Annotated in this window: 25 protein-coding genes; 2 read left to right on the top strand and 23 right to left on the bottom strand. The window is 67.6% G+C overall.

Going from position 1 to position 26,697, the window contains the following annotated elements; genetic code table 11:
* Positions 1 to 93 precede the first annotated feature (93 nt).
* From VFQ05_09755 to lptC, 15 genes are all read right to left on the bottom strand, one after another.
* Complete coding sequence (locus VFQ05_09755) at positions 94 to 933, bottom strand: hypothetical protein (GenBank protein HET9327045.1); 840 nt, start codon at positions 931 to 933, stop codon at positions 94 to 96.
* A gap of 86 nt (positions 934 to 1,019) precedes the next feature.
* Positions 1,020 to 2,156: a methionine adenosyltransferase gene (metK, locus tag VFQ05_09750; GenBank protein HET9327044.1), complete on the bottom strand. Its 1,137-nt coding sequence runs from the start codon at positions 2,154 to 2,156 to the stop codon at positions 1,020 to 1,022.
* Entirely contained in the window at positions 2,156 to 3,235 is a 1,080-nt protein-coding gene (locus tag VFQ05_09745) for a bifunctional phosphoglucose/phosphomannose isomerase (GenBank protein ID HET9327043.1), read from the bottom strand. The genes metK and VFQ05_09745 overlap by 1 nt, the downstream gene beginning before the upstream one ends.
* On the bottom strand, positions 3,232 to 4,986 hold the full coding sequence (gene ptsP, locus VFQ05_09740) for a phosphoenolpyruvate--protein phosphotransferase (protein ID HET9327042.1): 1,755 nt from the start codon (positions 4,984 to 4,986) through the stop codon (positions 3,232 to 3,234). Before ptsP ends, VFQ05_09745 begins: the two co-directional genes overlap by 4 nt.
* Positions 4,983 to 5,252 carry an HPr family phosphocarrier protein gene (locus VFQ05_09735; GenBank protein ID HET9327041.1) on the bottom strand — a complete coding sequence of 90 codons (270 nt, stop codon included), beginning with the start codon at positions 5,250 to 5,252 and terminating at the stop codon, positions 4,983 to 4,985. Before VFQ05_09735 ends, ptsP begins: the two co-directional genes overlap by 4 nt.
* A gap of 25 nt (positions 5,253 to 5,277) precedes the next feature.
* On the bottom strand, positions 5,278 to 6,024 hold the full coding sequence (locus VFQ05_09730) for a PTS system mannose/fructose/sorbose family transporter subunit IID (protein ID HET9327040.1): 747 nt from the start codon (positions 6,022 to 6,024) through the stop codon (positions 5,278 to 5,280).
* Positions 6,024 to 6,731 (bottom strand): PTS sugar transporter subunit IIC, encoded by a 708-nt coding sequence (locus VFQ05_09725; protein HET9327039.1) that lies wholly within the window; start codon positions 6,729 to 6,731, stop codon positions 6,024 to 6,026. Before VFQ05_09725 ends, VFQ05_09730 begins: the two co-directional genes overlap by 1 nt.
* Entirely contained in the window at positions 6,728 to 8,761 is a 2,034-nt protein-coding gene (locus tag VFQ05_09720; protein HET9327038.1) for an alpha-amylase/4-alpha-glucanotransferase domain-containing protein, read from the bottom strand. The genes VFQ05_09725 and VFQ05_09720 overlap by 4 nt, the downstream gene beginning before the upstream one ends.
* Positions 8,762 to 8,774: 13 nt before the next feature.
* Positions 8,775 to 9,266, bottom strand: coding sequence for a PTS sugar transporter subunit IIB (locus VFQ05_09715; GenBank protein HET9327037.1), 492 nt, complete (start codon positions 9,264 to 9,266; stop codon positions 8,775 to 8,777).
* The gene (locus VFQ05_09710) at positions 9,263 to 9,658 is read right to left on the bottom strand and encodes a hypothetical protein (protein HET9327036.1); all 396 of its coding nucleotides are present in this window, start codon (positions 9,656 to 9,658) and stop codon (positions 9,263 to 9,265) included. The genes VFQ05_09715 and VFQ05_09710 overlap by 4 nt, the downstream gene beginning before the upstream one ends.
* Positions 9,658 to 10,638 carry an HPr(Ser) kinase/phosphatase gene (gene hprK / locus VFQ05_09705; GenBank protein HET9327035.1) on the bottom strand — a complete coding sequence of 327 codons (981 nt, stop codon included), beginning with the start codon at positions 10,636 to 10,638 and terminating at the stop codon, positions 9,658 to 9,660. The genes VFQ05_09710 and hprK overlap by 1 nt, the downstream gene beginning before the upstream one ends.
* Positions 10,635 to 11,027, bottom strand: a complete 393-nt coding sequence (raiA, locus tag VFQ05_09700; GenBank protein ID HET9327034.1) for a ribosome-associated translation inhibitor RaiA — start codon at positions 11,025 to 11,027, stop codon at positions 10,635 to 10,637. Before raiA ends, hprK begins: the two co-directional genes overlap by 4 nt.
* A 46-nt stretch (positions 11,028 to 11,073) precedes the next feature.
* Positions 11,074 to 12,507 (bottom strand): RNA polymerase factor sigma-54, encoded by a 1,434-nt coding sequence (rpoN, locus tag VFQ05_09695; protein HET9327033.1) that lies wholly within the window; start codon positions 12,505 to 12,507, stop codon positions 11,074 to 11,076.
* Between the two features lie 15 nt (positions 12,508 to 12,522).
* The gene (gene lptB, locus VFQ05_09690) at positions 12,523 to 13,272 is read right to left on the bottom strand and encodes an LPS export ABC transporter ATP-binding protein (GenBank protein ID HET9327032.1); all 750 of its coding nucleotides are present in this window, start codon (positions 13,270 to 13,272) and stop codon (positions 12,523 to 12,525) included.
* Positions 13,269 to 13,856, bottom strand: a complete 588-nt coding sequence (gene lptC / locus VFQ05_09685) for an LPS export ABC transporter periplasmic protein LptC (GenBank protein HET9327031.1) — start codon at positions 13,854 to 13,856, stop codon at positions 13,269 to 13,271. Before lptC ends, lptB begins: the two co-directional genes overlap by 4 nt.
* A 305-nt stretch (positions 13,857 to 14,161) precedes the next feature.
* On the opposite strand from lptC, the gene VFQ05_09680 reads away from it, so the two are divergent.
* Positions 14,162 to 14,668 carry a hypothetical protein gene (locus VFQ05_09680; protein HET9327030.1) on the top strand — a complete coding sequence of 169 codons (507 nt, stop codon included), beginning with the start codon at positions 14,162 to 14,164 and terminating at the stop codon, positions 14,666 to 14,668.
* A gap of 145 nt (positions 14,669 to 14,813) precedes the next feature.
* Positions 14,814 to 15,413: a tyrosine-protein phosphatase gene (locus tag VFQ05_09675; protein ID HET9327029.1), complete on the top strand. Its 600-nt coding sequence runs from the start codon at positions 14,814 to 14,816 to the stop codon at positions 15,411 to 15,413.
* A 40-nt stretch (positions 15,414 to 15,453) separates the two neighbouring features.
* Here the strand turns inward: VFQ05_09675 and VFQ05_09670 are convergent, their stop codons facing one another.
* The 8 genes from VFQ05_09670 to kdsB all read right to left on the bottom strand — a co-directional run bounded on the left by VFQ05_09670 (position 15,454) and on the right by kdsB (position 26,391).
* Positions 15,454 to 16,884, bottom strand: coding sequence for a proton-conducting transporter membrane subunit (locus VFQ05_09670; protein ID HET9327028.1), 1,431 nt, complete (start codon positions 16,882 to 16,884; stop codon positions 15,454 to 15,456).
* Entirely contained in the window at positions 16,881 to 18,236 is a 1,356-nt protein-coding gene (locus VFQ05_09665; protein HET9327027.1) for a proton-conducting transporter membrane subunit, read from the bottom strand. Before VFQ05_09665 ends, VFQ05_09670 begins: the two co-directional genes overlap by 4 nt.
* Positions 18,233 to 21,223 carry a putative inorganic carbon transporter subunit DabA gene (locus tag VFQ05_09660; protein HET9327026.1) on the bottom strand — a complete coding sequence of 997 codons (2,991 nt, stop codon included), beginning with the start codon at positions 21,221 to 21,223 and terminating at the stop codon, positions 18,233 to 18,235. Before VFQ05_09660 ends, VFQ05_09665 begins: the two co-directional genes overlap by 4 nt.
* Before the next feature lie 36 nt (positions 21,224 to 21,259).
* Positions 21,260 to 22,399: a KpsF/GutQ family sugar-phosphate isomerase gene (locus VFQ05_09655; GenBank protein ID HET9327025.1), complete on the bottom strand. Its 1,140-nt coding sequence runs from the start codon at positions 22,397 to 22,399 to the stop codon at positions 21,260 to 21,262.
* On the bottom strand, positions 22,396 to 22,974 hold the full coding sequence (locus VFQ05_09650; GenBank protein HET9327024.1) for an HAD hydrolase family protein: 579 nt from the start codon (positions 22,972 to 22,974) through the stop codon (positions 22,396 to 22,398). The genes VFQ05_09655 and VFQ05_09650 overlap by 4 nt, the downstream gene beginning before the upstream one ends.
* A gap of 118 nt (positions 22,975 to 23,092) precedes the next feature.
* The gene (kdsA, locus tag VFQ05_09645) at positions 23,093 to 23,914 is read right to left on the bottom strand and encodes a 3-deoxy-8-phosphooctulonate synthase (GenBank protein HET9327023.1); all 822 of its coding nucleotides are present in this window, start codon (positions 23,912 to 23,914) and stop codon (positions 23,093 to 23,095) included.
* The gene (locus tag VFQ05_09640; protein ID HET9327022.1) at positions 23,911 to 25,629 is read right to left on the bottom strand and encodes a CTP synthase; all 1,719 of its coding nucleotides are present in this window, start codon (positions 25,627 to 25,629) and stop codon (positions 23,911 to 23,913) included. Before VFQ05_09640 ends, kdsA begins: the two co-directional genes overlap by 4 nt.
* A gap of 36 nt (positions 25,630 to 25,665) precedes the next feature.
* Positions 25,666 to 26,391 carry a 3-deoxy-manno-octulosonate cytidylyltransferase gene (gene kdsB, locus VFQ05_09635; GenBank protein HET9327021.1) on the bottom strand — a complete coding sequence of 242 codons (726 nt, stop codon included), beginning with the start codon at positions 26,389 to 26,391 and terminating at the stop codon, positions 25,666 to 25,668.
* Positions 26,392 to 26,697 lie beyond the last annotated feature (306 nt).

The following is a 26,697-nucleotide window of genomic DNA, read 5'->3' as shown; positions in this document are numbered from 1 at the left end:
TGTATCCCTGACGTCCGAAGCCAAGCCCAAGAACGCAAGAAGTGTAGCGCCGCGCCGCGGACCTACGTAAAGCGCCAGCGCCGATTCACGGCGCTAGTACATGTACCGCCTGAAGAAGTTGAGTCCCCATGCCAAGTTCCGTGCGGCCTCTTCGCGGCTAGTGGTTATCTCGTCATCGGTCAGCGCCCGTCTGAGCGCCTTCTCCTTGAGGAGACGGACGAAACCCGGCTCGTTCTGCCAGTAGATGAGGTGCTCAGGGCGGTACTTCATCACAACCTTCATCCACGGGCTGAGCACGTCCTCGCCGAGCAACACTGCCTGGTCGTCGCCCCGCGAGTAGCTGCGGGTGCCGACCACGGGGGCGAGCGGCAGACCCTTCTTGCGCGCAATGCTCCAGGCCATTTCCATGACGAAGTCGGCGTGACGCTCGTGGCCGGGGGATGTCTCGGGGCAGTAGAGCCCGGGCATGATCACGTCGACGTGGTAGTAGAGTTCATGCAGCTCGTTTCCGTAGCGGCGCGTCTGCTCGTACATCCGCGGCGCATACCAGCCGCCCGACGGAACGGCGTAGAAGCCGAAGGCCGCCTTGGGCCGAACGCGCTTGCACGCGTCGACCTGCCGGCACATGGCGGCGATGCTCATCTTGCGCCGGCCGGGGTGGACGAGCTGTCCCAGCGGGGCCCAGAGCGCGTCATGCTGCGGGCCTTCGTTGTCGAGCATGACGAGGCCGTCGAATCCCGTCGGAACATCGCGCAGGATGCGCCGCCCCCAGTCATTGTTTGGCCCGTCGGGCCAGATGACCTCCGCGCCGCCCCGCTTGAGGTCGGGATCGTCGGGAAAACGGGCGATCGAAGGCGCGAAGCGAACGCCAATGGGCAGAGTTCCCGCCCGCGGCCAGCCGAGGGTGACGTCGTGGCTGAGGTGGAGGCCCATGACCCGCCTAGACTACCCCTCTTCGAAGGGGACACGACAAAGGGCCGGCGTCGCGAGACGTCGGCCCTCTCCTGAATCCAGCAGGGCTACACGCTTCTCGCCAGCGCCTTCGCCTTGTCGGTCTTCTCCCACGTGAACGTCGGCTCGTTGCGACCGAAGTGACCGTAGGCCGCCGTCTTCCGGAAGATCGGACGCCGCAGTTTCAGATGATCGATCAGGCCCTTCGGCGTGAGGTCGAAGTGCTGGCGCACGAGATCGGTGAGTTTGCTGTCCTTCACCTTTCCGGTGCCGTTGGTGTCGATCATGATGCTGACCGGCTCGGCGACGCCGATCGCATAGGCGAACTGTACCTCGGCGCGGTCACACAAGCCGGAGGCGACCAGGTTCTTCGCCACGTAGCGCGCGCCGTAGCTCGCCGAGCGGTCGACCTTGCTCGGATCCTTGCCGCTGAACGCGCCACCGCCGTGGCTGCCGACACCGCCGTAGGTGTCCACGATGATCTTGCGCCCGGTGAGCCCAGTGTCCGCCATGGGGCCGCCCTTCACGAACGATCCGGTGGGATTGATGTGCACGGTGGGACGCGCGCGCAGGCGCGCCGGGATCGTCGGCTCGATCACGTGCTTCATGATGTCGCGACGAATCTTCGCCTGCGAAATCCCTTCGGCGTGCTGGCTCGACACCACGATGGTGTGCACCTTGCGCGGCTTGTCCCCCTCGTACTCGACCGTGACCTGTGACTTCCCGTCCGGGCGCAGGTAGGGAACGATGCCTTTGCGCCGCACGTAGGCCAGACGCCGCGTGAGGCCGTGGGCGAGCATGATGGGCAGCGGCATGAGCTGCGGGGTCTCGCGGCATGCGAAGCCGAACATCAGACCCTGGTCGCCGGCGCCGCCGGTGTTCACGCCCATCGCGATGTCGGGTGACTGATCGTCGATCGTCGTCACCACCGCGCACGTATGGCAGTCGAAGCCGTACTCGGCGCTGTCGTAGCCGATCTCGCCGATCACCCGGCGCACCAGCGAGGGGATCTCCACGTAGCCGTGGCTCGTGATCTCGCCGGCCACGACCGCGAGCCCGGTGGTCACCAGCGTCTCGCACGCCACGCGGCTCGCGCGGTCCTGCTCGATCAGCGCGTCGAGCACCGCGTCCGAGATCTGGTCGGCAATCTTGTCGGGATGTCCTTCCGTCACCGATTCCGAGGTGAAGAGGTGTCGTGCGGCCATCAGCTCTCCTTGGTCGTCGTCGCTGCCGCCATGCGGCGCTTGAATTCGTCGATACTCGCCACCGGCGTGGGATCCACGCCACGCAGCTGAGAGAGGTAGAAGCTCAGGTAATCACCCCACATCACGAGATGCGCCATGCGGCTCAGGCGACTGCCGCCTCCGGCCGGAACCTGGTGCACGTGCGCTCCCTGACCCTTCACGTATTCGGCCGTCAGAGCGAGCCGGCGGCGAATCTCCTCGCGATCATCCGGATCCTGCAGGATCAATACCGCCGTGGACTCCTGGATCGAGTCCGGCCGTTCCCAGCCGACGATCTCGTTGTGGTTCAGCTCGGGTACCTGGGCCGAGCGGCCGAGCATCTTAGCATTCTCGTTGAGCTGCTGCCGGAGCCGGGTGGCCGCCGGGGCGGCGAGCCCGGTGGAGGTGTAGACCACCACGAAACGGTCGCCGATTTCGCGCGCCAGCTGCTTGGCCGCGTTCTTCCTCTCCGGGACGTGGAGCCCGATGTCCTCCTTGAGATCCGCGAGCCGCTCCTGGGTGTAGCGCCAGTCGCGAGTCGGATCGTCGCACCAGTCGAGCGCGGCGATCAGGTACGTGATCGGCACCCACGACGAGAACATCGCGGCTCGCGGCGGCATCCCGCTCGGCAGCCGGTGCCAGGGCACGCCGTCGCGGTCGCACGCGGCGGCCAGCGAGCCGCCCGTGGTCAGCGCCGCGCGCGGCACGCCGCGGTGGCTCGCCTGCTTGTACAGGGCGAGCGTCTCTTCGGTGGCGCCCGAGTACGAACAGTGGAGCGCGAACGCCTCGCGGGTCACGAACCCAGGCCAGTGATAATCGCGCACCACCACCATGGGGCGCATGATGCGGTCGGCGTAGAGCGCGGCGGTGAGCTCGGCGGCGATCGCCGATCCTCCCATCGCGCCCACGGCGAGGGTGGAGGGCAGACGCGAGTGGTCCAGCTTCCAGGGTGAGGCGGTGATGCGCTGGAGCGCGGCATCGATCTGATCGGGAATGCCTTCGATCAGTGCACCCATCCCCTTCGGGTCATGGGCATAGGGTGGGTCGAGGGAATTCGTCATGTGTTGTCCTTCACGCCGAGCGCGAGCGCCGGCAGAATGGGGTCCAGTTTGCAGCTCAGACACTCGCGCACCTCGGCGGCCGAGGAAAGCTCCAGAGCTTCCTGCGAGAGCTGTCGCGCCTGGGTCATATTCACACTGCGGATCGCCGCCTTCACGCGAGGCAAATCGAAGCTCGACATGCTGAGCTCGTCCACGCCCAGCCCGACCAGGAGCACCGCGGTTCGCGGGTCGCCCGCCATCTCGCCGCACACGCCCACCCAGCGGCCGGCGCGGTGGCCGCACTCCACGGTGTGGCGAATGCTGCGCAGCACCGCGGGGCTCAGCGGCTCGTAGAGATGCGAGAGCCGCTCGTTGTCGCGGTCCATGGCCAGCGTGTACTGGGTGAGGTCGTTGGTGCCGATCGAGAAGAAGTCGGTGAGCTTCGCCATGAGATCAGCTTCCCACACCGCGCTCGGAGTCTCGACCATCATGCCGACCTGGATCTCGCGATCGTAGGCCACCTGGGTGCGGGCGAGCTCGGCCGCGACTTCGGAGCACAGGGCCGTGGCGCGCCGCAGCTCCCCCAGGCTCGAGATCATCGGGAACATCAGCCGCACGTTGCCGAACGCGCTCGCCCGGTAGATGGCGCGGAGCTGGGCACGAAACACCTCGGGATGATGGAGCGCAAACCGGATCCCGCGATAGCCGAGGAACGGGTTGGTCTCGTGCGTCGTGCCCAGGTACGAGGCGACCTTGTCGCCACCCAGGTCCATGGTGCGGAAGATGACCGGCCTCGGGGCCAGCTTCTCGGCCACGGTCCGATACGCGATGAACTGCTCCTCCTCGCTCGGCAGCTCGGCGCGGTCGAGGTAGAAGAACTCGGTGCGGAAGAGTCCGACGCCGTCGGCGCCTACCGCGATCACCTCGTCGACGTCGGTCGGCAGCTCGATGTTGCCGCCGAGGTCCACGCGGTGGCCATCCAGCGTCTGCGCCGGCAGCTGGCGCAGCTCGCGCAGCTTCACCAGGTCCTGGTCGAAGCGCGCGCGCCGCGCCTTGTAGCGGTTGACGGTCTCCGGGTCCGGATTGAGCTCGACCTCGCCGCGGAACCCGTCCACCAGGCTCATCTCGCCCGTCTTGACGTGCTCGATCACGCCGCGCGCCCCCACCACCGCGGGGATGCCGCGGCCGCGCGCGACGATCGCGCTGTGCGAGGTGCGGCTCCCCACCTCGGTGACCACGCCCAGCACCTTGGTGCGGTCGAGCATGGCCACGTCGCTCGGCCCGATGTCGTGGGCGATCACGACCGCCGGACCGGGCAGGCCGACGCGGCGCTGCCCGCCTCCCACCAGGTAGCGCAGCACACGGCGCTCGATGTCGAGCACGTCGGCGTGGCGCTCGCGCAGGTATTCGTCCTCGACGCGCTCCAGGCGCGCGGCCACGCCCGACATGTAGTCGCGGAACACCACCCCGGCATTGCGGCGAGTGGTGCGGATGCCCTCGGTCACCACACGGTGCAGCTCCGGGTCGTCGAGCATCATGACGTGGGCGTCGTAGATGGCGGCCTCGTTTTCGCCCAGCTCGGTGGCGATGCCGTCGCGGAGCTGCGCCACATCGCGGCGCGACTGCTTGAGCGCCTTGTCGAAGAACTCGATCTCGCGCTCCACCTTGTCCGCCGGCACCTTGAAGTCGCGCACCGCCAGCTCCTCGGACTCGAGCACGAAGGCCGGGCCGACGCCGATGCCCGGTGAGGCGGCGATCCCGGAAAGCTTCACGGCTCGCCTCCGAATTTCCCGTCGACCAGATCCTTGAGCGCTGCGATGGCCGCGTCTTCGTCGGGTCCCTGGGCGCGCACCTTGATCAACGCGCCTTCCTCGGCGGCCAGCATCATGACGCCCATGATGCTCTTACCGTTCACTTCCAGATCATCGCGGCTCACGAACACCTCGGCCTTGTAACGCGTCGCCGTCTTGACGAACAACGCACAGGCGCGCGCATGGAGCCCGAGCTGATTGCGGATCAGGAGCTGCACTTCCTTCAACGGCGTCCTCCGAGGATCCATGGCGTCATCGCAGCCAGGCCGAGGCGACCGCCAGAGCTCCGAGCCCCAGCGCCCACTGGCTCGGCGTCGGCCGCGCTCGCGAGGCGCTCAGCAGTCCCAGCGCCAGCCCGGCGATCAGCATCACCTGAAACGTGACCTCGCGTGGCTCGCCGCGCGGGACGAGCAGCACCGCGGTGAGGATGCCGACCAGCATCGAGCCCATCACCGATAGGCGGTTGATGAGCCGCTCGAGTGTCGCCCGCAGCCCCTCGCTGAGAACACTCGGGCCGCTGCGATATCCCCATTCCACGCCGCGGGCGCGCATCACGAGATGGAGCGAGTTGTAGCAGGCCCAGAGCAGGAGCGCCCCGGCCCAGGAGCCGCGGGTCGCGAAGATCAATCCCACGCAGGCGGCGAAGGGCCGCAGCGTGAACCAGAACAGCCGGTCGCCGATCGCCGCGAGCGCCGAGCCGAGCACGCCTTTGACGCGCGCCATGACGTCGGCGTCCACCTGTCCGCCGTTGGCGCGCTGCTCTTCGAGCGCCGCCGCGGCGCCGAGCGCCACGGAAGCCAGCGTGGGCTGGGTGTTGAAGTATGCGGTGTGCTCGAGCAGCCGCTCCGTGCGCTCCTCGCCCTCGGGATACAAGCGCTCGATGACCGGCTGAAGGCTCCATGCCCACCCCACGCCCTGCTGGCGCTCGTAGTTCCAGGTGGCCTGGAGCAGGTGCGTGCGCAGCATCACGCGGCGAAGATCGGCATTCGCGAGCGGCATCAGCGCGCCCCGACCATGAGGATGATCCACGAGGCGATCAACGCGGCGCCAAACAGCGCGCCGCGGACGAGATGACGCTGCACGAAGGATTGAAGCATCTGGGCGAGACCCAATCCGAGCCACAAGGGCTGCGCGAGATTCCAGGCCTTCGCCAGACGCAGCGACTCGGTGTCCACGAACCGGGAAAGGCCCCACAGACTCAGGCCAAGGCAAGCAGCCGAGTAACTTACACCGATGCCGAAGCACAGGACAACGCCCGCGCGCTGTGCCGCGCCCAGCGCGCCTTCGCGACCCGCGCGCACCTCGGCTTCCGCCCAGCGGCCGAGCCCTTCATTGAGACGGCGCAGCATGCGAGTGAGCGCCGAGCCGAAGATCGCGACCGCGATGCCGACCAGCACACCGATCATTGCGCTGGATTCGCGCACCAGCAGGAACGGCTGGCGGTCCACGAGCGCGAGCGCGAGGCTGGCGCCGACGACGCCGCCGGACGCGTAATCCTCGCCGGTTCTCGCGCCGACCGGCTGCGTGCTCACGGCCAGGATCTGCAGCACGATTCCGACCTGGAGTGCCGTCGGGAGATCGCCCCACACCAGCCCGAGAACGGTGGCGGTGACGAGCGGCTGCGAGATCATCGTCTGCGCCAGCGGCGTGGCGTCGATCGCGGCGATGCCACCCATCAGCACCGAGACCAGGAACGAAGGGTTCACACCGGCACCTGGGCGGCGCGGAGTGCCTTGAGGCGGAACGCCACGCGCCACTCGCCGCCGGCCGAAATGTCGACCTCGAAGCGATAGCGCGACTCGACTCCCTGGAACACTGCCTCGGCTCCGGCCTCGGAGAGCGAGATGGTCTCGATCGGCGCGCGCGACCACTCCGCGGGGCGGTCGGTGTCGATCTCGAGCCGCCGATCGGCCCAGGCGTCGACGAACGCCGCCATGCTCACCCCGGCGCGACGCTCCTCGGCGCCCCAATGCGCGGCGTCGGCCCGGCGGCCGTCGATCTCGACCCAGCGGTCGTCGGCGCGGAACACATGAAGCCCGAGATTCACCGTGACCTGGAGCGTGCCGTGACGCTCGCGGCCGGACGAGAGCCGATAGCTCACCTCGAGACCGTTTTCGGAGTCGAGCCGGTAGGTCTTCTCGAGGCGCGGCACGGCGCCTTCGTCCATCGTCAGGCGTACGCGGTCGCTCGAGGCGTCAAGATCGAATCGGTCCTCGGCCCAGTCATGGGTCGCGCCACCTTCACTCCACTGGTCGAGGAAGGCGTCGCGCTCGTGCGGGTCGTACGCTTCGAGTAGTCGCGCGTGGCCGGGCTCCTTCCATCGCACGCCGGCATGGATGGTCTCGGCCTCCCCGCCTCCCACCGCCGCCTTGCGCAGCTTCTCGTGATACGCCTCGGGACGGCGCGCCAGCGTATCGATGTAGTTGCAGAGTCCGGTCCGATCGTCCAGGCCCCACAGGCGCGCGCCGCGGGTGGAGAGCCATGCCGCGAGCCTTGGGCCCTGGATGAGCGCATCGTCCGCGCCGTCGAGATCGAGATCGCCGGACCCTGCTCCACCAGGGACCCGCCGCTCGGCCGCGATCAGCTCGCGATAGAGCGCGGAACGAAGATGCGGCAGGTACAGGCCGCCGAAGACTCCGTGCCAGTAGGCGTCGTTGCACTGCGCGCGCCACAGGTGATCACGCGCTTCGCGCCACGCGTCGTCGTGCTCGCGCGCATTCGTCCACAGCGTTCGTGAGGCGCGCAGCATCCGTTTATGAATTCGGTTCGACTCGGGATACCGCGCCAGGAACGCGCGCCAGTGCCCCCCGCGGAGCAAGTCGAGCGCAGCGTCGCCCATCGTCGGCTTCAGCGCCGCCGCGGCCGCGTGATAGCGGTGCTGCGCGGCGGGCGGCAACGCCCATTCCTGCATCTCGTGGTACGACGCGGTCGGCAGGTAGACCAGGCCGAGCGAGCGATGGCGCTCGACCGCCTCCGCGGGCGTGATGACCTCGATCCAGTCCTCGGCGGCGATGGCCTGGGAGAAACGCTCGAGCCAGCGCTCCTCGTAACAGCGCTTCCTGGTGCCTGGCCAGACGCCGAACTTTTCGCCGTCGTCACCCAGCACGGCAATGCGATCCGGCCCGCTCTGGGCGACCCGCCGCAGGATGTCGATCGTGTCCTTCGGCTCGCCGAAGGGGATCGAGTAGCGCAGCTCGCGGTGGATGGGAAACATCGTCAGGCTCGCGCCCTGGTCCTCGGTCGTGAAACGTCCCCAAAGCTGGTCGCGCTCGAGACCTGCGGCGACGAAGTGCGCGTCGTCGACCGCGGTGTATTCGACGCCCGCCTTCACCAGGCTCGAGGCGAGACCTGGCTCCCAGACTCGCTCGGTGAGCCACAGGCCTCGCGGACGCATTCCCAGGCCGGCCTCCAGACGATCGGCCAGCGCCCGGATCTGTCCGTATCGGTCTTCCTCGGGGATTGCGGGCAGGATGGGTTCGTAGAGTCCCCCTCCCCATGGCTCGACCTGCCCGCGCGCAACCAGGGCACGCAGTCCCTCCAGGTAGCCTGGCTCGTTCGCAGCCATCCAGTCGAGCAGAGGGCCACTGGTGTGAAGTGCCAAGCGGAACTCCGGATGCGACTCGAGGAATCCGAGGAACGGCCCGTACGCGTCGTCGTATGCGTCACGAAACACGCCGTCGAAGTTCCCGACCGGCTGGTGGTCGTGCACGATCATCACCAGGCTCACCCGATGCATGGAAGTCGCGATCTTAGGAACGGGCCATTTCAGGATCGATCGCGGCCAGCGGAAGTGGCCGCGTCGCGGGGACGTCCTGCACCTCGAGAATGACGCCTGCCGCGATCAGCCGGCGCGCGCGCTCGCGGTCGGCGTCGTTCATGTAGAGGTACTCGTTGATCTTGGTTCGACCTTGAGCGTAGTGGATGCCGCCCAGATTCACGGTGTGGAGGGCCACGCCGGCCTCCAACAGACCCACGGCGGTCTTCAGGTCGCGCATGAGGAGGATGGCCGCGCCTTGGGCGTTCTCTTCGGCCGCGTAGTCGGCGGCGGCTTCGGCGACGGTGAGCACGCGAACCTGCACTTCGGGCGGACCCACGGATGCGAGCAGGTCGCGCTCCCATGCGCTCGACGCGGCGGCGTCGTCCACCACCCAGATGCGGCGTGGACGGAGATGGTTGCCCCACGCCACGACCACCTGCCCGTGGATGAGCCGGTCGTCCACTCGTCGGAGGACCCAGCTCATGCGGTCAGATCGTGATGGAGCCGGATGCTGTCTCGGCCCTTCTGCTGGAGCCGTTCCGCCAGCTCGAGCGGAGCGAGCTTGTCGCGGTTGTGGAGATAGTCGAGCAGCAGCGGCAGGTTGAGGCCGGTCACCACGATGACTTCGCCGTGGCCGCGCGCCGCGGCGATCCCACAGATATGGCACGAGCCGCCCCAGAAGTCCGCGAGGATGAGTCCGCCCTTCTCCCATAGCGAAACCTGGTCGTCGATCTCCTTCTCGAGCTGATCGCGCGACAGACCCTCGTTGGAGACGACCTGGACGTCCTCGGCCGGTCCGTAGACGCGCACCGCGGCGCGCAGCAGAGCCGAGCCTAGATCCGCATGGGTGACGAGCAGCGCGGGAACGATGGCCATCACTCGATGTCCTCGCGGACCCAGGCCTTGGCGGCGCTCTTTCGCTTCATCAGCTCGATGAGGTGCTGGTTGAGGCGCTCCGCAGGCGAGAAGCCGCCGGTCACCTTGACCAGATAATTGAGCGCGATGACCTCGGCGATCACGGTGATGTTCTTGCCCGGCGTGATCGGCACCTGGACCAGCGGGATCTCGACGTCGAGGTATTGGGTCTTCTTGTCGTCGAGCCCGAGGCGCTCGTAGTCCTCTTCGTTCGACCAGTCGGACAGCTTGACCTCGACCTCGACACGCTTCTGCAAGCGGATCGAGCGGATGCCGAAGATCGCCTGCACGTCGATGATCCCCAGGCCGCGGATCTCCATGTGGTGCCGCAGGAGCTGGTTGCCGCTGCCGATCAGCAGGTCGCCCTGACGGCGCATGATCGTGACCACGTCATCGGCCACCAGCCGGTGCCCGCGCTCCACGAGATCCAGCGCGGTCTCGGACTTGCCGATCGCGCTGCGCCCGGTGAACAGGAGCCCGACGCCATAGACATCGACCAGCGAGCCGTGCGCGGTGGTGACCGGCGCGAACATGTGGTCCAGGTACGAGGTGAGCGCGTGGATGAACGGCGTGGTGCTCTTCGGCGTCCTCAGCACGGGCACCTGCGCGCGGTTCGCCATCTCGATCAAGCTCTTCGGAACTTCGAGGCCCTTGCACACCACGATCAGCGGCAGCTCGAACTGGAACAGCCTCTGGATCGCGGCCTCCTGGTCACTTTGAGAGAGCGTCTTGAGGTAGGTGACTTCGGTCTGGGCGATGATCTGGATGCGCTCGGGAAGGAAGTTCTCGACGAATCCCATCAACGCCATGCCGGGGCGATTGATGTCGCTCAGCGTGATCTCGCGCTTGCTGGCGAGCGATTCGGTGAGCGCCTCCAACTGAAGTTCTTCGCGCTGGTCCTCGTAGAGACGTGCGGCCGTCAGGTTGTGCACCTGTTTCATTCCTCGTCGCCCGCCGCTTCGGCCCGCATGCCCCATTCCTCGCCCTCGACGGGCGGCTCGGGCGGCATCAAGCGGTCCGCGGCTCGCGCGCGATCGCCGCGCCGCCGCTCCAGACGGCGGTCCTTGAGGCGTCGCACCTGCTGCTCGAGGCGGTCCGCGGCGCGCTCGATGGCGACGCGGGCTTGATCGGCCTCCTCTCGGCTCGCCATCTCGCGGCCGCGCACCTTGAGCGCGATCTCGGCGAGGTAACGGTATTTCTCCTGAGAAACGGTGATGTGGGCTTCCTGAATGTCGCGAACGAATCGCGAAAGCTTCTCGACGCGCTGCTCGGCCAGCAAGCGATCCTCAGGATCCAGATCGCAGTGACGTGCGGTGAGATGAATGCGCATGGCCCCTCCTTCTGGATGGGTCGAGGGCTGGAGTACCCCCGAGGCGTCAGGCCACCCGGCGCCGGAAGCGCGCCGGCAGAATGCTGAGCTGCTCGCGATACTTGGCCACGGTCCTTCGGGCGATGCGCAGGCCTTTCTCGTGCAGCAGCTCCGCGATGCGCTGATCGGAGAGAGGTTCCTTCTTGTCCTCCTCCTCGATGAGGGTCTTGATGATGTCCTTGGCGGTGCGCGCCGACACGTCCTCGCCATCTTCGGTCTCGAGACCGCTCGAGAAGAAGAACTTCAGCTCGAACACGCCGCGCGGCGTCTGGACGTACTTCCCGCTGCACACCCGGCTCACGGTCGACTCGTGCATGTCGATCTGGCGCGCGACCTGCTGCAGCGTGAGCGGCCGCAGGAACGCGATGCCCTTGTCGAAGAACTCCCGTTGCTCGCGGATGATGCAGTTCATCACCTTGATCATGGTGCGCCGGCGCTGCTCGATGGTCTGGATCAGCCAGCGCGCCGAGTTCAGCTTGTTCTGGATGTAGGCCCGGGTGTCGCCGCCCGGCGTGCCCTTCTCCGAGTTCTTGCGATCCTTGAGCACGCTCTCGTAGGCCGACGAGATCCGCAGGCGCGGCACGTTGCGGTCGTTGAGCAGGACGATGTACTCGTCGTCGACCCGCTCCACGAGCAGGTCGGGGACGACGTACTTGGGATCCTCGGCCGACACTTCGAGCCCCGGCTTGGGATTCAGCGTGGCGACCTCGTCCGCGGCGGCCTGGACTTCCTCGACCGTGCACTTCAGGTTGCGCGCGATCTCGGGGAAGCGGCGATTCACGAGATTGTCGAATTGGTCGTGGATCAGGCGCCATACCAGCGTGTCCCTCTGGCGCTTGGCGTCGAGCTGGATGAGCAGGCACTCGCGCAGGTCGCGGGCGCCCACGCCCACCGGCTCGAGGGCATGGATGACGCAGAGCACACGCTCGATCTCTTCAGCAGGCCTCCCCATCGCCTGGCTGACTTCCAGCAATGGCGTCGACAAGTATCCACGCTCATCCAGGGAGCCGACGAGGAACTCCGCGACCTTCATGTGCTCCGCCGAAAGACTCAGGAAATGCAGCTGCTCGAGCAGGCTCTCGGCCAGCGTGGTGCGCGTGACCGGGACCTTCTCGAGGAACTCGGGGTTGACCTCGCTCTGCGGTATGTAGGTGCGGTCGAGTCCGTCCTGGATGTAGTCGGACCAGTCGATCGGATCGTCCTCGCTCGGCTCGTCCGCCTCTTCGTTCGCGGTCTCCTCCGGCGAATCCTCCTTGGCGATATCCTCGTTCTCCGTGAGCTCGTCGACCTCCTCGAGCATCGGATTCTGCATGATCTCCTGCTTGAGGATCGCCTGCAGCTCGAGCGTCGGCACCTGGAGCAGCTTGAGCGCTTGCTGGAGGCGCTGCGTCATGATCAGCGCCGGTCTCTGCGAAAGGTTCAGCGAGTGTTTGATTTCCATGTCAGACGACTCCGTTTACAGGCTGAATCGCTCGCCCAGGTAGATCTCGCGCGCCTTGGGATCGCCGGCCAGCTGCTCCGCCGAGCCATGCATCAGGATACGCCCTTCGTACATGATGTAGGCGCGATCCGTGATGCGAAGCGTCTCGCGAACGTTGTGATCGGTGATGAGGACGCCCAGACCACGCTCCCTCAGGCGTCCCACGATGTCCTGGATCTCGGCGACCGCGATGGGATCGATACCCACGAACGGCTCGTCGAGCAGAATGAAAGAAGGCGTGCGCGCCAGCGCGCGCGTGATCTCCACGCGGCGCCTCTCGCCTCCCGACAGCTTGTGCGCCTGGCGATCGGACAGGTGCGTGAGGTTCAGCTCCTCCAGGAGCTCGCCCAGCCGCTGCTGGCGCTCGGCCGGCGTGAACTTCATGGTCTCGAGCACCGCCTGGATGTTCTGTCGCACGGTGAGGCGCCGGAAGATGCTCGGCTCCTGCGCCAGATAGCCCAGCCCCATCCGCGCCCGCCGGTACATCGGCTGATCCGTGATGTCTTCGCCATTGAGTCGTATCCGTCCTGAAGAAGGACGCAACAATCCAACCACCATATAGAACGTCGTGGTCTTGCCCGCCCCGTTGGGGCCGAGCAGGCCCACCACTTCCCCGCGGCGGACCTCCATGCTGACTTCGCTGACCACCCGCCATTTTCCGTAGTAGCGCACCAGGCCCTCGGCGACGACGCCTTCGGTGCCGTTGGTGGCCGTGCCCTCCGTCATTTGCCCTCTTCGAGGATTCCACCCGAGCGAGTGCGCACGGTGGCCTGGACCTGCTTCTTGAATTCGAAGTGCTCGAGGTTGGGATCGCTCTCGAAGCCGATCCCGGTCAGAACGTCCCCGGCGCGCTCGACGCGCACGAAGAGGTCGGAGACGATGCGCTGTCGCTGATTGATGAACGACAGCTCTTCGGTCGACATCCGCGTCCCTTCCGTGGTCTGCAGCACGACGTTCCCCCGAGCCACCATGTCACGGCGCTGCTGGTTGAGCTCGCCCTCCCGAGCGGTCAGCGTCGAGGAGCGCTTGCCCTCTTCATCGAAGAAGTCCACCCGCACGCCGTGCGCGACGATCGCGTTACGCGCGTTGTAGATGGCTGCGCTGCGAGCGTAGAGCGTCCACTGCGGCTGCCCGGCGTCGGTCTCGGTGACCACGAAGTCGCTGACTTCCTGGTCCGGCATCTCTCCGCTGGCCGGCCCGGGCTCGGTTCTCGGCGCCTTCTCGCAACCCAGGGCCATGAGGGCCACCATCGCCATCACGCAGCCGGCCCGCCACCACGGGGCGCTTCGAGGGCTGAGTGCGTGAAACATGCGAGGTTTCCTTCGGCCTGACTTCGCGGCCGTCGCCTTCACGAGCGCTTCGGTTCGTTGCTTCGCTTCTCAGCCGACGCTAACAAAGGCCCCGAGGCCCCGCAAGCACGGCCTGTGCCACATGGTCTGAAAGATGTTATCGGGCTGATGTCCCAGAGACTTGACGTGGGAACGTCACCGAAGTCGAAGACCTGTCGAACGAGCATCCGGGCCTCATCGCGAACTCGGAGTCGAGACTCGACCGCTTTCCGGCGTAGAGTCTCCGGTGGACGGTCCGCTCGAACGCCGACGTGGAAGAACACAACATGAGCTCTCGCGGCCTGGACGACCTGCGCTTCCTGCACCGGCAACTGGGAGGATTCTGGCGGGCCTGTCTTCTCCTGGTCGCTCTCATCCTTCCTGGTTGTGAGGATAGCCCAACCACGCTCCCGATCGACTCGGTTGTCGAGCTCCGAGCGGCGGAGGACTCGACGGGACGGCTGAGGATCGACGCCCAGACTCAGCGCCAGTACGAGTGCATCGGCTACACGATCGTCCATCGCCAATCCATGCGGCAGACACCCTTCGGACAGGGCATCCAGATCGATCTGCTCGGCGTCCAGCGTCCCGGTCCCGGTTGTCCGACGGCTCTCGCCCCCGCCACGACGATCGCCGCCTTCCTGATGCCGCCGATCGGGCGACACTCGGTGCTGGTCACGGCCAACGGCGTCGCATCGTCGGCCCTCCTGGACGTGGCGGCGGACTCGCTGATCGTGACCGGCGGCAACGGAGCCTGGACACTTTGGCCCGAGCCGCGCGTGGCACGCCCTTGACGGGGATCGGTGGGCTCCCGACTTCATGGATTCGCCCGGGCCAGGTCAAGAATATGTGGCCATTCACTCTGCTCGAACCTAGAGGCTGGTCGCGGGGTCAAAAGAAGCGTCCCGGCTCGTTCGTCCTTCTTACAGGGCAGGTCCCATGCGTCGACTTGTGACTTCCGCCGTCCTCACCGCAGCCTTCGCCATTCCCTCCTTCTCCCACTCGGCCACCACGGAGGTCGCCGGGCTCCCGAACTTCCACAAGGTCAACGATCGCGTCTACCGCGGAGGGCAGCCTGACTCACGCGGGTGGTCGGAGCTGGCCAGGATCGGCGTGAAGAAGGTGGTCGATTTGCGGCAGCGGACGGAGCACTCGACGACAGCCGAGTCGCTCGCGGTGACTTCGGCGGGGATGCGCTATGTGAACGCGGCGATGGATGGCTGGGCCACGCCGACTTCGGAGCAGATCAAGACGCCCCTCGCGCTGCTGGACGACGAAGAGCCGGTGTTCGTCCACTGCAAGCGCGGCCGCGAGCGCACCGGGAGCGTCATTGCCGCCTACCGGATCTCGCGCGAGGGATGGACCAACGAGAAGGCGCTGGCGGAGGCCCGCGAGAAAGGCCTGGCGTGGTGGGCAAAAGGCATGCGGCGATTCATCGCGGCCTATCGTCCCGCGCCGGATGCCGAGCCTTTGACCGAACAGCTCGCCGACATGCCCATGGCCGAAGCGGACAGCGTCGGAGTCGCGGCCACCCGCTAGCTTTCCAGCCCTCGATCTCGGGGCCTCGTCTCGCAACGCCTCACTTCTCGAGGCGCGCTCTGCCTGTCGCCAGCGTGTTCTGCTGCCGCTGCTGCAAAATGTGGTCGCTGGCGGCGAGCCGGGAATCGACGAGGGGGCGAGGCGCAACACCCAGTCCAACCAGCGTGATCACCAGTCCCACGAACGTCCAGGCTTCGCGGGGCCTCAGCCCGAGACGCAGATCGGCGTGTGCCAGCGGTTCCGTTCGCCCGCAGAAGAGTGAAAAGTACATTCGGAGCACGGCGAGGCCGGTCAGCGCCGAGGCCACCACGACCGCGAATCCCATCACCGGGAACGCATCGACCGCTCCGGCAACGAGGAGCTCCTGTCCGACGAAGCCGAGCGTCCCCGGAAAACCGGTGCACGCCAGCCCCATCGCGAGAAAACTGACCGCCAGCAGCGGCATGCGCTCGTATCCTCCGTGGTAAGTCGTCAGATCGAGGCGGCCACGGCGTGCTTCGAGAACCAGGACGCACCGGGCAAGACCGGCAAACGCGAGGCCGGCCGACAGCCACACCAGCAACCCGCCTGCGAGCGCGGCGATGCTCGTGCAGTCGAGTCCCGCCATCACCAGCGCCGACTGGCTCATGAACAGGTAGCCGCACGCGCGCCGTGCGCTGCTCTGGACGAGGGCGAGAGCAGCGCCGTACACGGCCGTGCCAAGGGCAAGGAGCGCGATGACGCGCAGCAGCTCCGGAGACGCGCGTGGCACGATCATCACCACCGTCAGGTACGCGCCCAGCTGCGGCCCGTTGAACAGGATCGCCGGCCCGAGGCGACCGTGATCGAAGACCTCCGGAACCCACGCGTGAAACGGCACGATTCCTTTCCGCATCAGCGACGCAATCGCGATCAACCACAGTCCGGCCGTTTCGATTGCCGAGTTTTGCGCCGCGGGGCTGACCAGCAAGCCGACCCCGATGGCCAGCAGCACCGTCGACACGCCGAGGTATGCGGCGACGACGCGGCGCTGATACCGATGCGCCGGGTCCGCCAGCGCGAACAGGAACGTCCACACCGATGCGGCCGACAGCAGGAGCAGCACCACGGCGCTCTCGGTCAGGAATGATGCCAGGGTGACGAGCGTGGCGAGCGCGGTTCGCCGCAACCCGCGCCGATCGAGCAGGGCCCGCGGCGTCACCGCCACCGTCAGGAGCCAAAGAGCCGCCGCGAACGGAAGGAACGCCGCCGACAGAGTGTCGATGCGAAGGATCGATTCCCCGCCAGGGGCCGAGCTGAGCGCCCATGTGCGGATCGTGAACTCATGCAGGCGTGGGGTCACCGCGATGCCGAGGGCCGTCGCCAGCATCGTGAGCGCTGCGGCGACCGACAGACGACGAAGGTGCTCGACATCGAGGCGAAGGGCCGAGGCGCCAATCACCAGCGTCGGCAGCGCCGCCAGACCGCCCACCCACAGCCAGCCTTCGATCATCGCGATCCTCGCCGCTGGCGAAGACGGGCCACTCGGGTGGGAAGCGCGGCACCCACCAGCAGCTCGTCGAGGCGCGTGAGCCGGCGTGCGAGCTGCGTGAAGGGCCGGACCACGACACGGTCCAGGAAATCGTCGAGGAATCCACGCTCGAGCGCTATCAGGAACAGGCGCCGACGCGAGCGCGGCGGTATCGAGGCTTCGAGGTGGCCGCCGGATGGACGGATTTCGCCGACGGCGCTCTCGATGCCGTGCAGATCGTGCAGGACGTTCGGGGCGCTCAGGAACTGCAGCAGGCGGAAGCACGCATGTCCGGCGAGATGGACGAACGCGACGGTGTACCAGCCGATCGCGATCTCGACGACGATGATGCCCACCTGAGTCAGGGACGCATACGCGAGCGACGACTTCACATCGCTCTGCACCCGCGTCGTAATGCCTGCGTATACCGCCGTCGCGGCGCCGAGAACGCCGGCCAGAAGCCGCGCGAGGGGGACTTGCTCGAGCAGCGGGGCCGCGCGCAACAACAGGACGCATCCGGCGTGAATCGAGAGCGATCCGTAGTAGACGGCGCTCGACGGCGTCGGTCCCTCCATCGCGCGGGGGAGCCAACTCGAGAATGGCAGCAGCGCGCTCTTGGCCGCCACCGCAACGATGAGAAGGATGGCGATGCTGAGCGCGGTGGTCCCCGCCAACCCGCTCGCCGAGTCGGCCCCGCGACCGAACAGGAGCGCGAGGCTGTCGGTGCCGGCAGCGTGACGCAGCAGCACCGCGGCGGCCAGCATGGCCGCGTCGCTCATCCGGTAGACCGCGAGCACGCGAAAGGCGTTGGCGACCGGGGCGGGCCGTTCGTGGAAGAACCCGACCAGCAGCGCCGAGCTCAGGCCGACGAACTCCCACCCGATGAAGAGGACCGCGACGTTGCCGGCCAGCGCGATGAGCAACATGCCGGTGGCGAACATGGCGAGCAGGACGAAGTAGCGGTTGTAGCCGGACTCGCGATGCAGGTAGCGGTTCGAGAACGCCGACACGACGCCGGTGATGGCGGTCGACAGCACCGCGAACGCGAGCGATAGCCGATCGACCAAGAACTCGATCGCGATGCCGCCTTCGCGCGACGTCGACCAGGCGCCGTACGACAACAGCTTGGCGCCCGTTCCGGTCACGCCGTGCACCGCGAAAGCCGCCAGCAGTGCGGCGCACGCCAGCGTCATCGCGCCTGCGGAGAGCATCGCCGTCCACCGCTCCGGCAAGGGGCGGTTGACGAGCGTCGTGAGGCCGAGCGCCGCCAGCAGAAGCGCCGGCGCGGCGACGCCGATGAGCACCAACCCTGTGAGCGGAAGCGGTGAGATCATGCGGAGGTGGCGGTTGGCGCAGGACGCCCGTCTGGGGTCGACGTGGTCTCTTGGACGATCGCCACGGGCGGGAGGAACCCGCGCTTGCCCTGATACCACGCTGCAGAGTCGCCTACGACCATGGAGAGGGCATGTTCGGGCTTTCGAGGAATGAAGCCCCGACCGCGGAACTCCCACAGTGCGCCCGATTCCGGATCGAGAGACGCGAGCCAGACCCAGCGGTGGCGGACGAGCCGGTCGATGTCCGCGTTCTCCTGGACGACCTTCAGGAGACGATCCCGCGTGCTCTCCACGACGATCGCCAGGCGCGTGGGTTCGTGGATCTCGACCATCTGCCAGGGCAGCCCGGTGCGCAGATCGCTCTGCGCCCCGTCCATCACGCCCAGCAGCGAGGTGACGTTGTGCGGCAGCTTCGTGCCGCAGCCGTAGCCGATGGGATCGACGTAGCTGAAGTAGTACTCGAGGCTGATGCCGGCCGCGACCGGCACGACCGCGGCCATGACCCGCGCGAGAGTCGAGCCGTCGCTGTCGAGCGCCGGATCGTACGACACGAGAAAGGCGCGGCGGTCGAGAAACAGCCCGCGCGTTCGCGCGCGGCGGCCGATGACGCAGAATGCGTTCGTGGCGTGGCCGTACTCAGGGCGCGGCTGCGCGAGGTCTGCGGCGCGCCCCTCCACGTGGGCCAGGGCCGCGAGCGGCGGATACCAGCCCGGCACCGCATCGAAGCGGCGGCACCGTTCGTGCGCCTCGCGCCGCCGTGCCGTCTCGATTGCCTCGCAAGCCCGATCGAAGAGCGGCCTTCGATCGGCGGTGATCAGATCCTCGTCGAAGAAGGTGACCTCATTGTTGCAGGTGTTCCGCTGCGCCCCCACGAACCGGGTGGTCTCTGGAATGGGCCATCCTTGCGCCGCCAACAGCTCGCGCACGCGCGGGTCGTTGGCCATCTGGGCGAAGGCGCGGGCGTTGGGCCCCCCGCGCCCACCTCCACACGCCCCGCAGTCGTGCGCCGACTCGTGGGGGTTGTTCAGACTGATCGATCCGTGGCCGATGACGAGCACCAGCGGCGAGAGGCGATCGCGAATCCCGATGTCGTCGAGGACGCGCCGCACGATTTCCGCCATCTCGTTTACGGTGAATCCGGAGTACTTCCCCAGCGGCGGCGCTTCCTCTTCGCGATCGAGCTGCAGGCGGGTTCGCGCCGCGGTCGTCGTCGCGTGCACCCGACGCCATCGGGACGTGAGCCACGGGAACACGACGCGGAGGACCAGCGGTACCAGCGCCAGCCAGCCGAACGCGGTCATCAGCACGGCACCGTGAACAGGCAGACGACTGCCCAGGTCGACGTTGTATCCGAGAAATCCGGCGGCCCGTCGCTGAAGACGGCGCGAGCGTTCCAGGAGTCGATCACTGTCCGGCTCCACTTCGGCGACATAGTGGGTGGGGCGGATGGCCACAGGGCAGAGCGGCCGCGGGTGCGCGTCGGACACGCTCTGGTGATACATCGCAACGTTGAAGAATCCCGCCGCGCCGAACGTTTCGCACGCCGGCCCGGCCTCCTCGAGATGCCGCCGGAACGATTCCTCGCGCTCGTCGATGCAGAACACCGCCTGGAAAGCCGGAGGAACGGCCGGCGGGCGTGGCTCGTGCTGCATCAGGGCATCATACAGACGATGACGGATCGTCCTCTCGAAGGCCTGATGCAGAATCCGGCGCCGACGAACGTCGTCGAGCTCTTCCAGCTCGGATTCGAGCGCTGCGACGTGCCCGGCCGTCCATTGCTCCACGGTCGATGCATCCAGCCCACAGAGCTGCGCCACGTGAAACAGCGGCCACGCGCGGTCGATGGCGGTCGGCGCGGGGATCGGACGACGACGCGCGTGCAGCCAGGCGCGCAGATCCGAGAGCGGGCCGTCGAAGGAGAGGCGCCGCGACGCCTCGTCCAGGGCGGCACGCTCGAACAGCAGGCGGACCGCGAGATATCCGCACAACGTCACCGTGAGATCTCGTGCGGGAACGCGATCCGGCCGCTCCTCGATCTGGCGCACGATGCCCGCCCATCCTCGCAGCGCCAGCAGCTCGGCACCGAGGTAGTCCTCATGTTCGTCCGCGGCCACACCGAACTGGGCGAGAGAGTGGGCAATCGATTCGAGCGGGGTTCGTGAGGCGCGGCGCTCCTCGGCGACGAGCCTTGGGAGCGTGCGCGCCCAGGAGCCACACCAGGCGGAGAGCGATGTGGAATAGAGCTCCAGGAAGCAACCGTGGATGCCCCTGTTCCGCTCGGGCATCACCCAGTGGGCGAGCCCCTGATCGAGGTATCCGGCCAGGAACCGGATGAGGGGGGGATGGATCCAGTCATCGATGTCGAAACCCTCGACGGAAAGGAGCCAGTCGCGGTGGCGCACGGGCGTGGCTGTCGCCCGGGCCGGCAGTTCGCCGGCGCGGCGGACCGCCTCGATGCAGGCGCTCCAGAGACGGCGCACACTGCGCCGCTCCTCGCTCGCACCGTCGGCACCGCGCAGCGCGGCCGTGGCGGCACGCGCCGGCGCCGGCACGTCGGTGCGAAACCGGGACAGGGCCGCCGTCTCGTCGAGGAGCCACAGGAGCTCCGGTCCCGTCGCCGGAGGAATGCCGTGAAGAGCGATGGATTGCCACAGCTCCAGGCGGGAGCCAATACCCTCCACGTCGGCGGCGCCGCGGTCCCCGAGGTGTTCGTCGAGCACCGCCGTCACGTCCTTGGCGAGGATGCGGCCCGACGCGAGCTTTTCGCGATACCGGGCTTCGGCGAGATACGGCTCGCGCTGCAGCTCCTCGGCGGCGTGCTCCACCGCCTCTTCGAAGCCGAGGTGCTCGAACGCGTGCAGCGTGTTGTGATGGATGAAGATGCTGATCGGCCCTTGGGCCGGAAGCAGGTGCGCGAGCTGGTCGATCAGACGCGCCAGCGCATCGTCCGTCGGTCCAGCGTCGGAAGAGATGGGCTGCCGGAGCATCGCGCGGGTCGCAGTATAGCAGGGGGAGAGAAGGAACTACGAAACTCGAGAACCCGCGCGAAGACAGTCGTGCAGGTGCAGCACCCCGATCGGCCGCCTCTGGTCGTCGATCACCACCAGAGCGGTGATCGGGCCGGGCCGATGGTCCTCCATCGTGCGCACGGCGGTGGCGACGAGAGCCTCGCGGGCGATGGTCGACGGCTTCCTGCTCATCACGTCCTGAGCCTTGAGCTTCCAGGGATCGGCGTGCTTCACGAGGATCCGCTTGAAGTCGCCGTCCGAAACCACGCCGCGCAGCGTTCCCCGGGCATCCACCACCGTGGTGATGCCGAGGCGCTTGTCCATGATCTCGAGCATGACCTCGCGAAGCGAGGCCGTGACCGGCACCTTCGGCATGGCGCTTCCCTCGTGCATCAGCTCCTCGATCCGGCGCGAGGCCACGCCGCCGATCACGCCGCCGGGATGGAGGAAGCGGAAGTCTTCGGCGCGGAAGCCGCGGCGTTCGAGCAGCGCCACGGCGAGGCAATCGCCCATCACCTGCGCGGCGGTGACGCTCGTGGTCGGCGTCAGATCCATCGGGCACGCCTCACGCAATGGACCCGTCACCAGCGTGACACTGCTCCTCCGGCCGAGCGCGGAACCCGGCGTGGCGATGACGCTGACCAGTGGAATCGCGTGGCGCTCGAGGTACTGGAGCAGGGCCAGCAGCTCCTCGCTGCCGCCGCTCTTCGAGATGAACAGCGCCACGTCACCGGGCATGAACAAGCCAGAGTCGCCGTGGAGCGCATCCACCGGGTGCATGAACACGGCGGGCGTGCCGGTGCTGGTGAGCGTCGCTGCGAGCTTGTGGGCCAGCAGGCCCGACTTCCCCACTCCCGAAACGATGACCTTCCCGCGGCAGCCGGCCAGGAGGTCGACGGCACGCAGGAATTCGGGACCGATGCGCGCTTCGAGGGCCGCGACCGCCGCGGCCTCGGTGCGCACGACTTTGCGGGCCAGCTCGACGAGGTCGACGGCCGCGCTCTTCGGAGCTGCGGCGGCGTGCCTGACGCGTCGAGCGGATGATTTCGGAGCACGCGCCAACGGCTCGGCTTCGCGTTCGGGAATCGCCCGTCCGTTGCCCGCCCCGTTGGTCACGCGGCGGGTCTTGCCTGTTCGCTTCGTCGTTCGGCTCATGTGGCCTCGTAGCGCGCCAGCACCTTTTGCCAGACGCCGTTGTGCTTGAGCAAATGCTCGACTACCTCGCGAATTGCGCCGTAACCGGCGCGTGCGACCGTGACGCTCTGCGCGAACTTCTTCACGTGTGGATCCGCGTCGGCCACGGCGATCGCCCACCCGACCTGCTTCATGAGCGCCACGTCGGGCAGATCGTCGCCCACCATCACGCACTGACGCCACTCGGCCTTCTCGCGGCGGCGCACCTCGTCGGCGACCGCCACCTTGTCCTGGACGTCGAGATAGTACTCGAGGCCGAGGTCCTGCATGCGCAACTCCACGGCCTTCGATGGCCGGCCGGAGATCACCACGGGACGGATGCCGTGCTGCATGGCCCACTGGAGCGCCAAGCCGTCGCGGATCGCGAAGTGGCGCGCGTCGCCCACGGTATCGTAGGAGATCACGCCGTTGGTGAGGGTCCCGTCGAGGTCCATGAACAGGATCCGCACCGGCCCTTCGATCGGCGCCGCGCGCAGCGGCGATGCCTGCGGATCGGGCGCCGCGACCCCGGGCGTCTGCTCGATGAGGTCGCGCACCACGGACTCGGGCGAAGGCGACGGCGCCGATGGACGCGGCGAAGTCAGGGGTCCCGGCTTGGGCAGCGTGCGCTCACCGCGGGCTCGCTGCGGCCGCGCTCGGACCGGACGTTCCCGCCTAGGCATGACCCAGGTTCCGCACCCGCTCGTGAACCACCAGCGCTTCGTCGAGGAACGACTCGACCTCGGCCAATGGAAGCTGGGTGGCCGCGTCGGACTGCGCGCGCGCCGGATCCGGATGGGCTTCGAAGAAGAGCCCGTCCACGCCACAGGCCACGGCCGCACGCATCAGCGGCACCGCGAAACGCCGCTCGCCGCCGCTCACTTCTCCGCCCGGACGCTGCAGACTGTGCGTGGCGTCGAACAGCACGGGCCACCCGAGCTCGCGCATGACGACGAGCCCGCGCATGTCGACGACCAGATCGTGATAGCCGAACGTCGTGCCGCGCTCGGTGAGCAGGATCTTCTCTCCCCCGGCCTGAGTCAGCTTCTCGACCACCTGCCGCATGTCGTCGGGGGCCATGAACTGACCCTTCTTGACGTTGACCGCGCGGCCGGTGCGCGCCGCCGCCTGGAGCAGGGCGGTTTGGCGCGAGAGAAACGCCGGGATCTGGAGCACGTCGGCCACCTGCGCCGCGGCCGTGACCTCGTCCTCCTCGTGCACGTCGGTCAGCACCGAAATCTGTAATTCGCGCCGCACGCGGCCGAGGATCTCGAGCGCTTCGTGGCGCGGCAGACCCTGGAACGAGCGCACGCTCGAGCGGTTGGCCTTGGCGTACGAAGCCTTGAAGACATAGGGCAGACCGCGCGCCGCGCACAGCGTCTTCAGATGCGTGGCGACGCGCACGCACAGCTCGGCGCTTTCGATCACGCAAGGCCCCGCCACGATCAGGAGACGCGGCGAGCCGGCCTCGGCTCCCCCGATCGCGAAGCGCTTCATGCCGGGCGCGGCGCCTGGCCGGCGCGCTCACGCGCCGGCTCTTCTTCGGCTTCCTCGCGCGCCGCCCGGGCCTCGGCTTCGCGGTCGGCGGCGGTGTAGTCGTCGTCCCCGAGCCGTGCCCGGCGCCGCTCGAGCGCCGCACGGACGAAATCCACGAACAGCGGATGCGGATCGTGCGGCCGAGACTTCAGCTCGGGATGGAACTGGACCGAGAGGAACCACGGATGATCGGGCAGCTCCACGATCTCGACCAGCTCGCGGCCCACGCACTTGCCGGACAGCACCAGGCCGCGCGACTGGAGCTGCGCCGCGAAGCGGTTGTTGAACTCGTACCGATGCCGGTGCCTCTCTTCGATCTCTGGCTTGCCGTAGGCGCGGCGTGCGAGGCTGCCCTCCTTCAATTGGCAGCGGAAGGAGCCGAGCCGCATGGTGCCGCCCTTTTCGGTCACTCCGCTCTGCTCGTCCATCAGGTCGATGACCTTCTGCGGCGCCTGCGGATCGAACTCGCTCGAGTTGGCTTCCTTCCAGCCCGCCACGTTGCGTGCGAATTCGATGGTGGCCACCTGCATGCCCAGACACAGCCCGAAGTACGGCACTCCCCGCTCGCGCGCGTAGCGCGCCGCCGCGATCTTGCCCTCGATCCCGCGCTCGCCGAACCCGCCCGGCACCAGCACCCCGTCCACGTCGCTCAGGTACGCCGCGGCGTCCTGCTTCTCGATGTCCTCGCCTTCGATCCAGCGCAGCTCGACGCGCGCCTCGTTGGCGGCGCCGGCATGAACGAACGACTCGATGATGCTCTTGTACGCGTCACGCACGTGCGTGTACTTGCCGACCACGCCGATGACACAGTGGCGGGTGGGATTCTTCACCCGGTTCACGTACTCGTTCCACGCCTTGAGGTCGGGTGGCCCCGTCTCGAGCCCCAGCTCGCGCACCACCAGCGCGTCGAGCTCGCCGCCGTGGAACACGCTCGGCACCTCGTAGATCGAATCGACGTCGACCGCCGCGATCACCGCCTCGGTCGGCACGTTGCAGAAGAGCGCGATCTTCTCGCGCACATCGTCCGAGAGAGGGGCCTCGGTGCGGCACAGCAGCACGTCGGGCTGGATGCCGATCTCACGCAGCTCCTTGACCGAGTGCTGGGTGGGCTTGGTCTTCATCTCGCGCGCCGCGCGGATGAACGGGACCAGCGTGACGTGCACGAAGAGCACGTCGCGCCGATGCTCGAGCTTGAGCTGGCGCACCGCCTCGAGGAACGGCAGCGACTCGATGTCGCCCACGGTGCCGCCGATCTCGACGATCTGCACGTCCGCCTGCGTGGTGAGGCCGAGCGAGAGGATGCGGCGCTTGATCTCGTCGGTCACGTGCGGGATCACCTGCACGGTGCGGCCGAGATAATCACCGCGCCGCTCCTTGGAGAGGATCGCGTCGTAGACCTGTCCGGCGGTGACGTTGTGGCTGCGGGTCACCGAGATCGCCGTGAACCGCTCGTAGTGCCCGAGATCGAGATCGGTCTCGGCGCCGTCGTCGGTGACGAACACCTCTCCGTGCTGGAACGGGCTCATCGTTCCGGGATCGATGTTGAGATAGGGATCGAGCTTCTGCAGCGTGACCCGGAGGCCGCGGGACTTGAGCAGGAGACCCAGCGACGCCGACGCGATTCCCTTCCCGAGCGACGACACCACGCCACCCGTCACCACCACGATCTTGGCCATGTCCCGGTCCCCCGTTCCTGTGCTCTCGGCCCTCGACTATCCTTGCGGGCCGCGTCTCTCCAGCGCCTCGAGCTGTTCGGGCGTATCGACTCCCGCGAATGCCTTCGAGCCCGTGACCACCTTGATCTTCACGCCATGCTCGAGCGCGCGCAGCTGCTCGAGCCTCTCCGCCTTCTCCAGATCGCTCGCCGGCCATGCCGAAAAGGCGAGCAGCAGGTCGCGGCGGAAGCCGTACACGCCCACGTGCCGCAGCGCCGGTCCTCCGCGCGATCCACGTGCGATGTCTGCACGGCTAAAGTAGAGCGCGAATCCAGACCCGTCCACCACCACCTTGACCACGTCATCCGCGGCCAGCGTGGACGCCTCGTCCTCACGATGCGCGAGCGTTCCCATCTGGATCGAATCGTCGTCCCGCATCACCTGCGTGAGCCGCCCGACCGCTTCGGTATCCAGCTCGGGCTCGTCGCCCTGGAGGTTCAGCACCAGGCCGAACGACGGGCGGCGCCGCGCCACTTCGGCCACGCGATCGGTGCCGCTGGTCAGCCCCGATCCTGTCATCTCGATTTCGGCGCCGAAGCGCCGCGCGGCGTCGGCGATCCGCTCGTCGTCGGTGGCGATCACCAGGGCGTCGATCCCGCTCGCCGCCCGGGCGCGCTCGAAGACGTGCTGGAGCATCGGCTTCCCCCACAGCGTCGCGAGCGGCTTGCCGGGAAAGCGCGTGGCTGCGTAGCGGGCGGGAATGACGGCGAGCACGGAGGTCATCACGCGACCCGCCCAAAATGGGGCACGCCGCCCGAGGCTGATCCCCTGACCTCGGACGGCGTGGACTTCTTTCCCGTGTCGAGCACGGGTCGGTAACTTACCACAGGACGGGACAGTCACCAAGCGCTGGCTACACCGTGTCGAACGTCAGTAAAAGTGTCACCGGCTAACGCGTCAGTGAAAATGTCCCCCCATGGACCTCGTACTCATGGGCAATCGGGACGCCCGGCGGCTGGGCCTGATTCAAGCCGCGCTGCAGGGAAGGATCAGCAACCGAGAGGGAGCTGAGGCCTTGGCGATCAGTGT

The organism is Candidatus Eisenbacteria bacterium (assembly GCA_035712145.1).
In the GTDB taxonomy this organism is placed as follows: Bacteria; Eisenbacteria; RBG-16-71-46; order RBG-16-71-46; family RBG-16-71-46; genus DASTBI01.
This window is presented reverse-complemented; position numbering and strand designations above follow the sequence as displayed.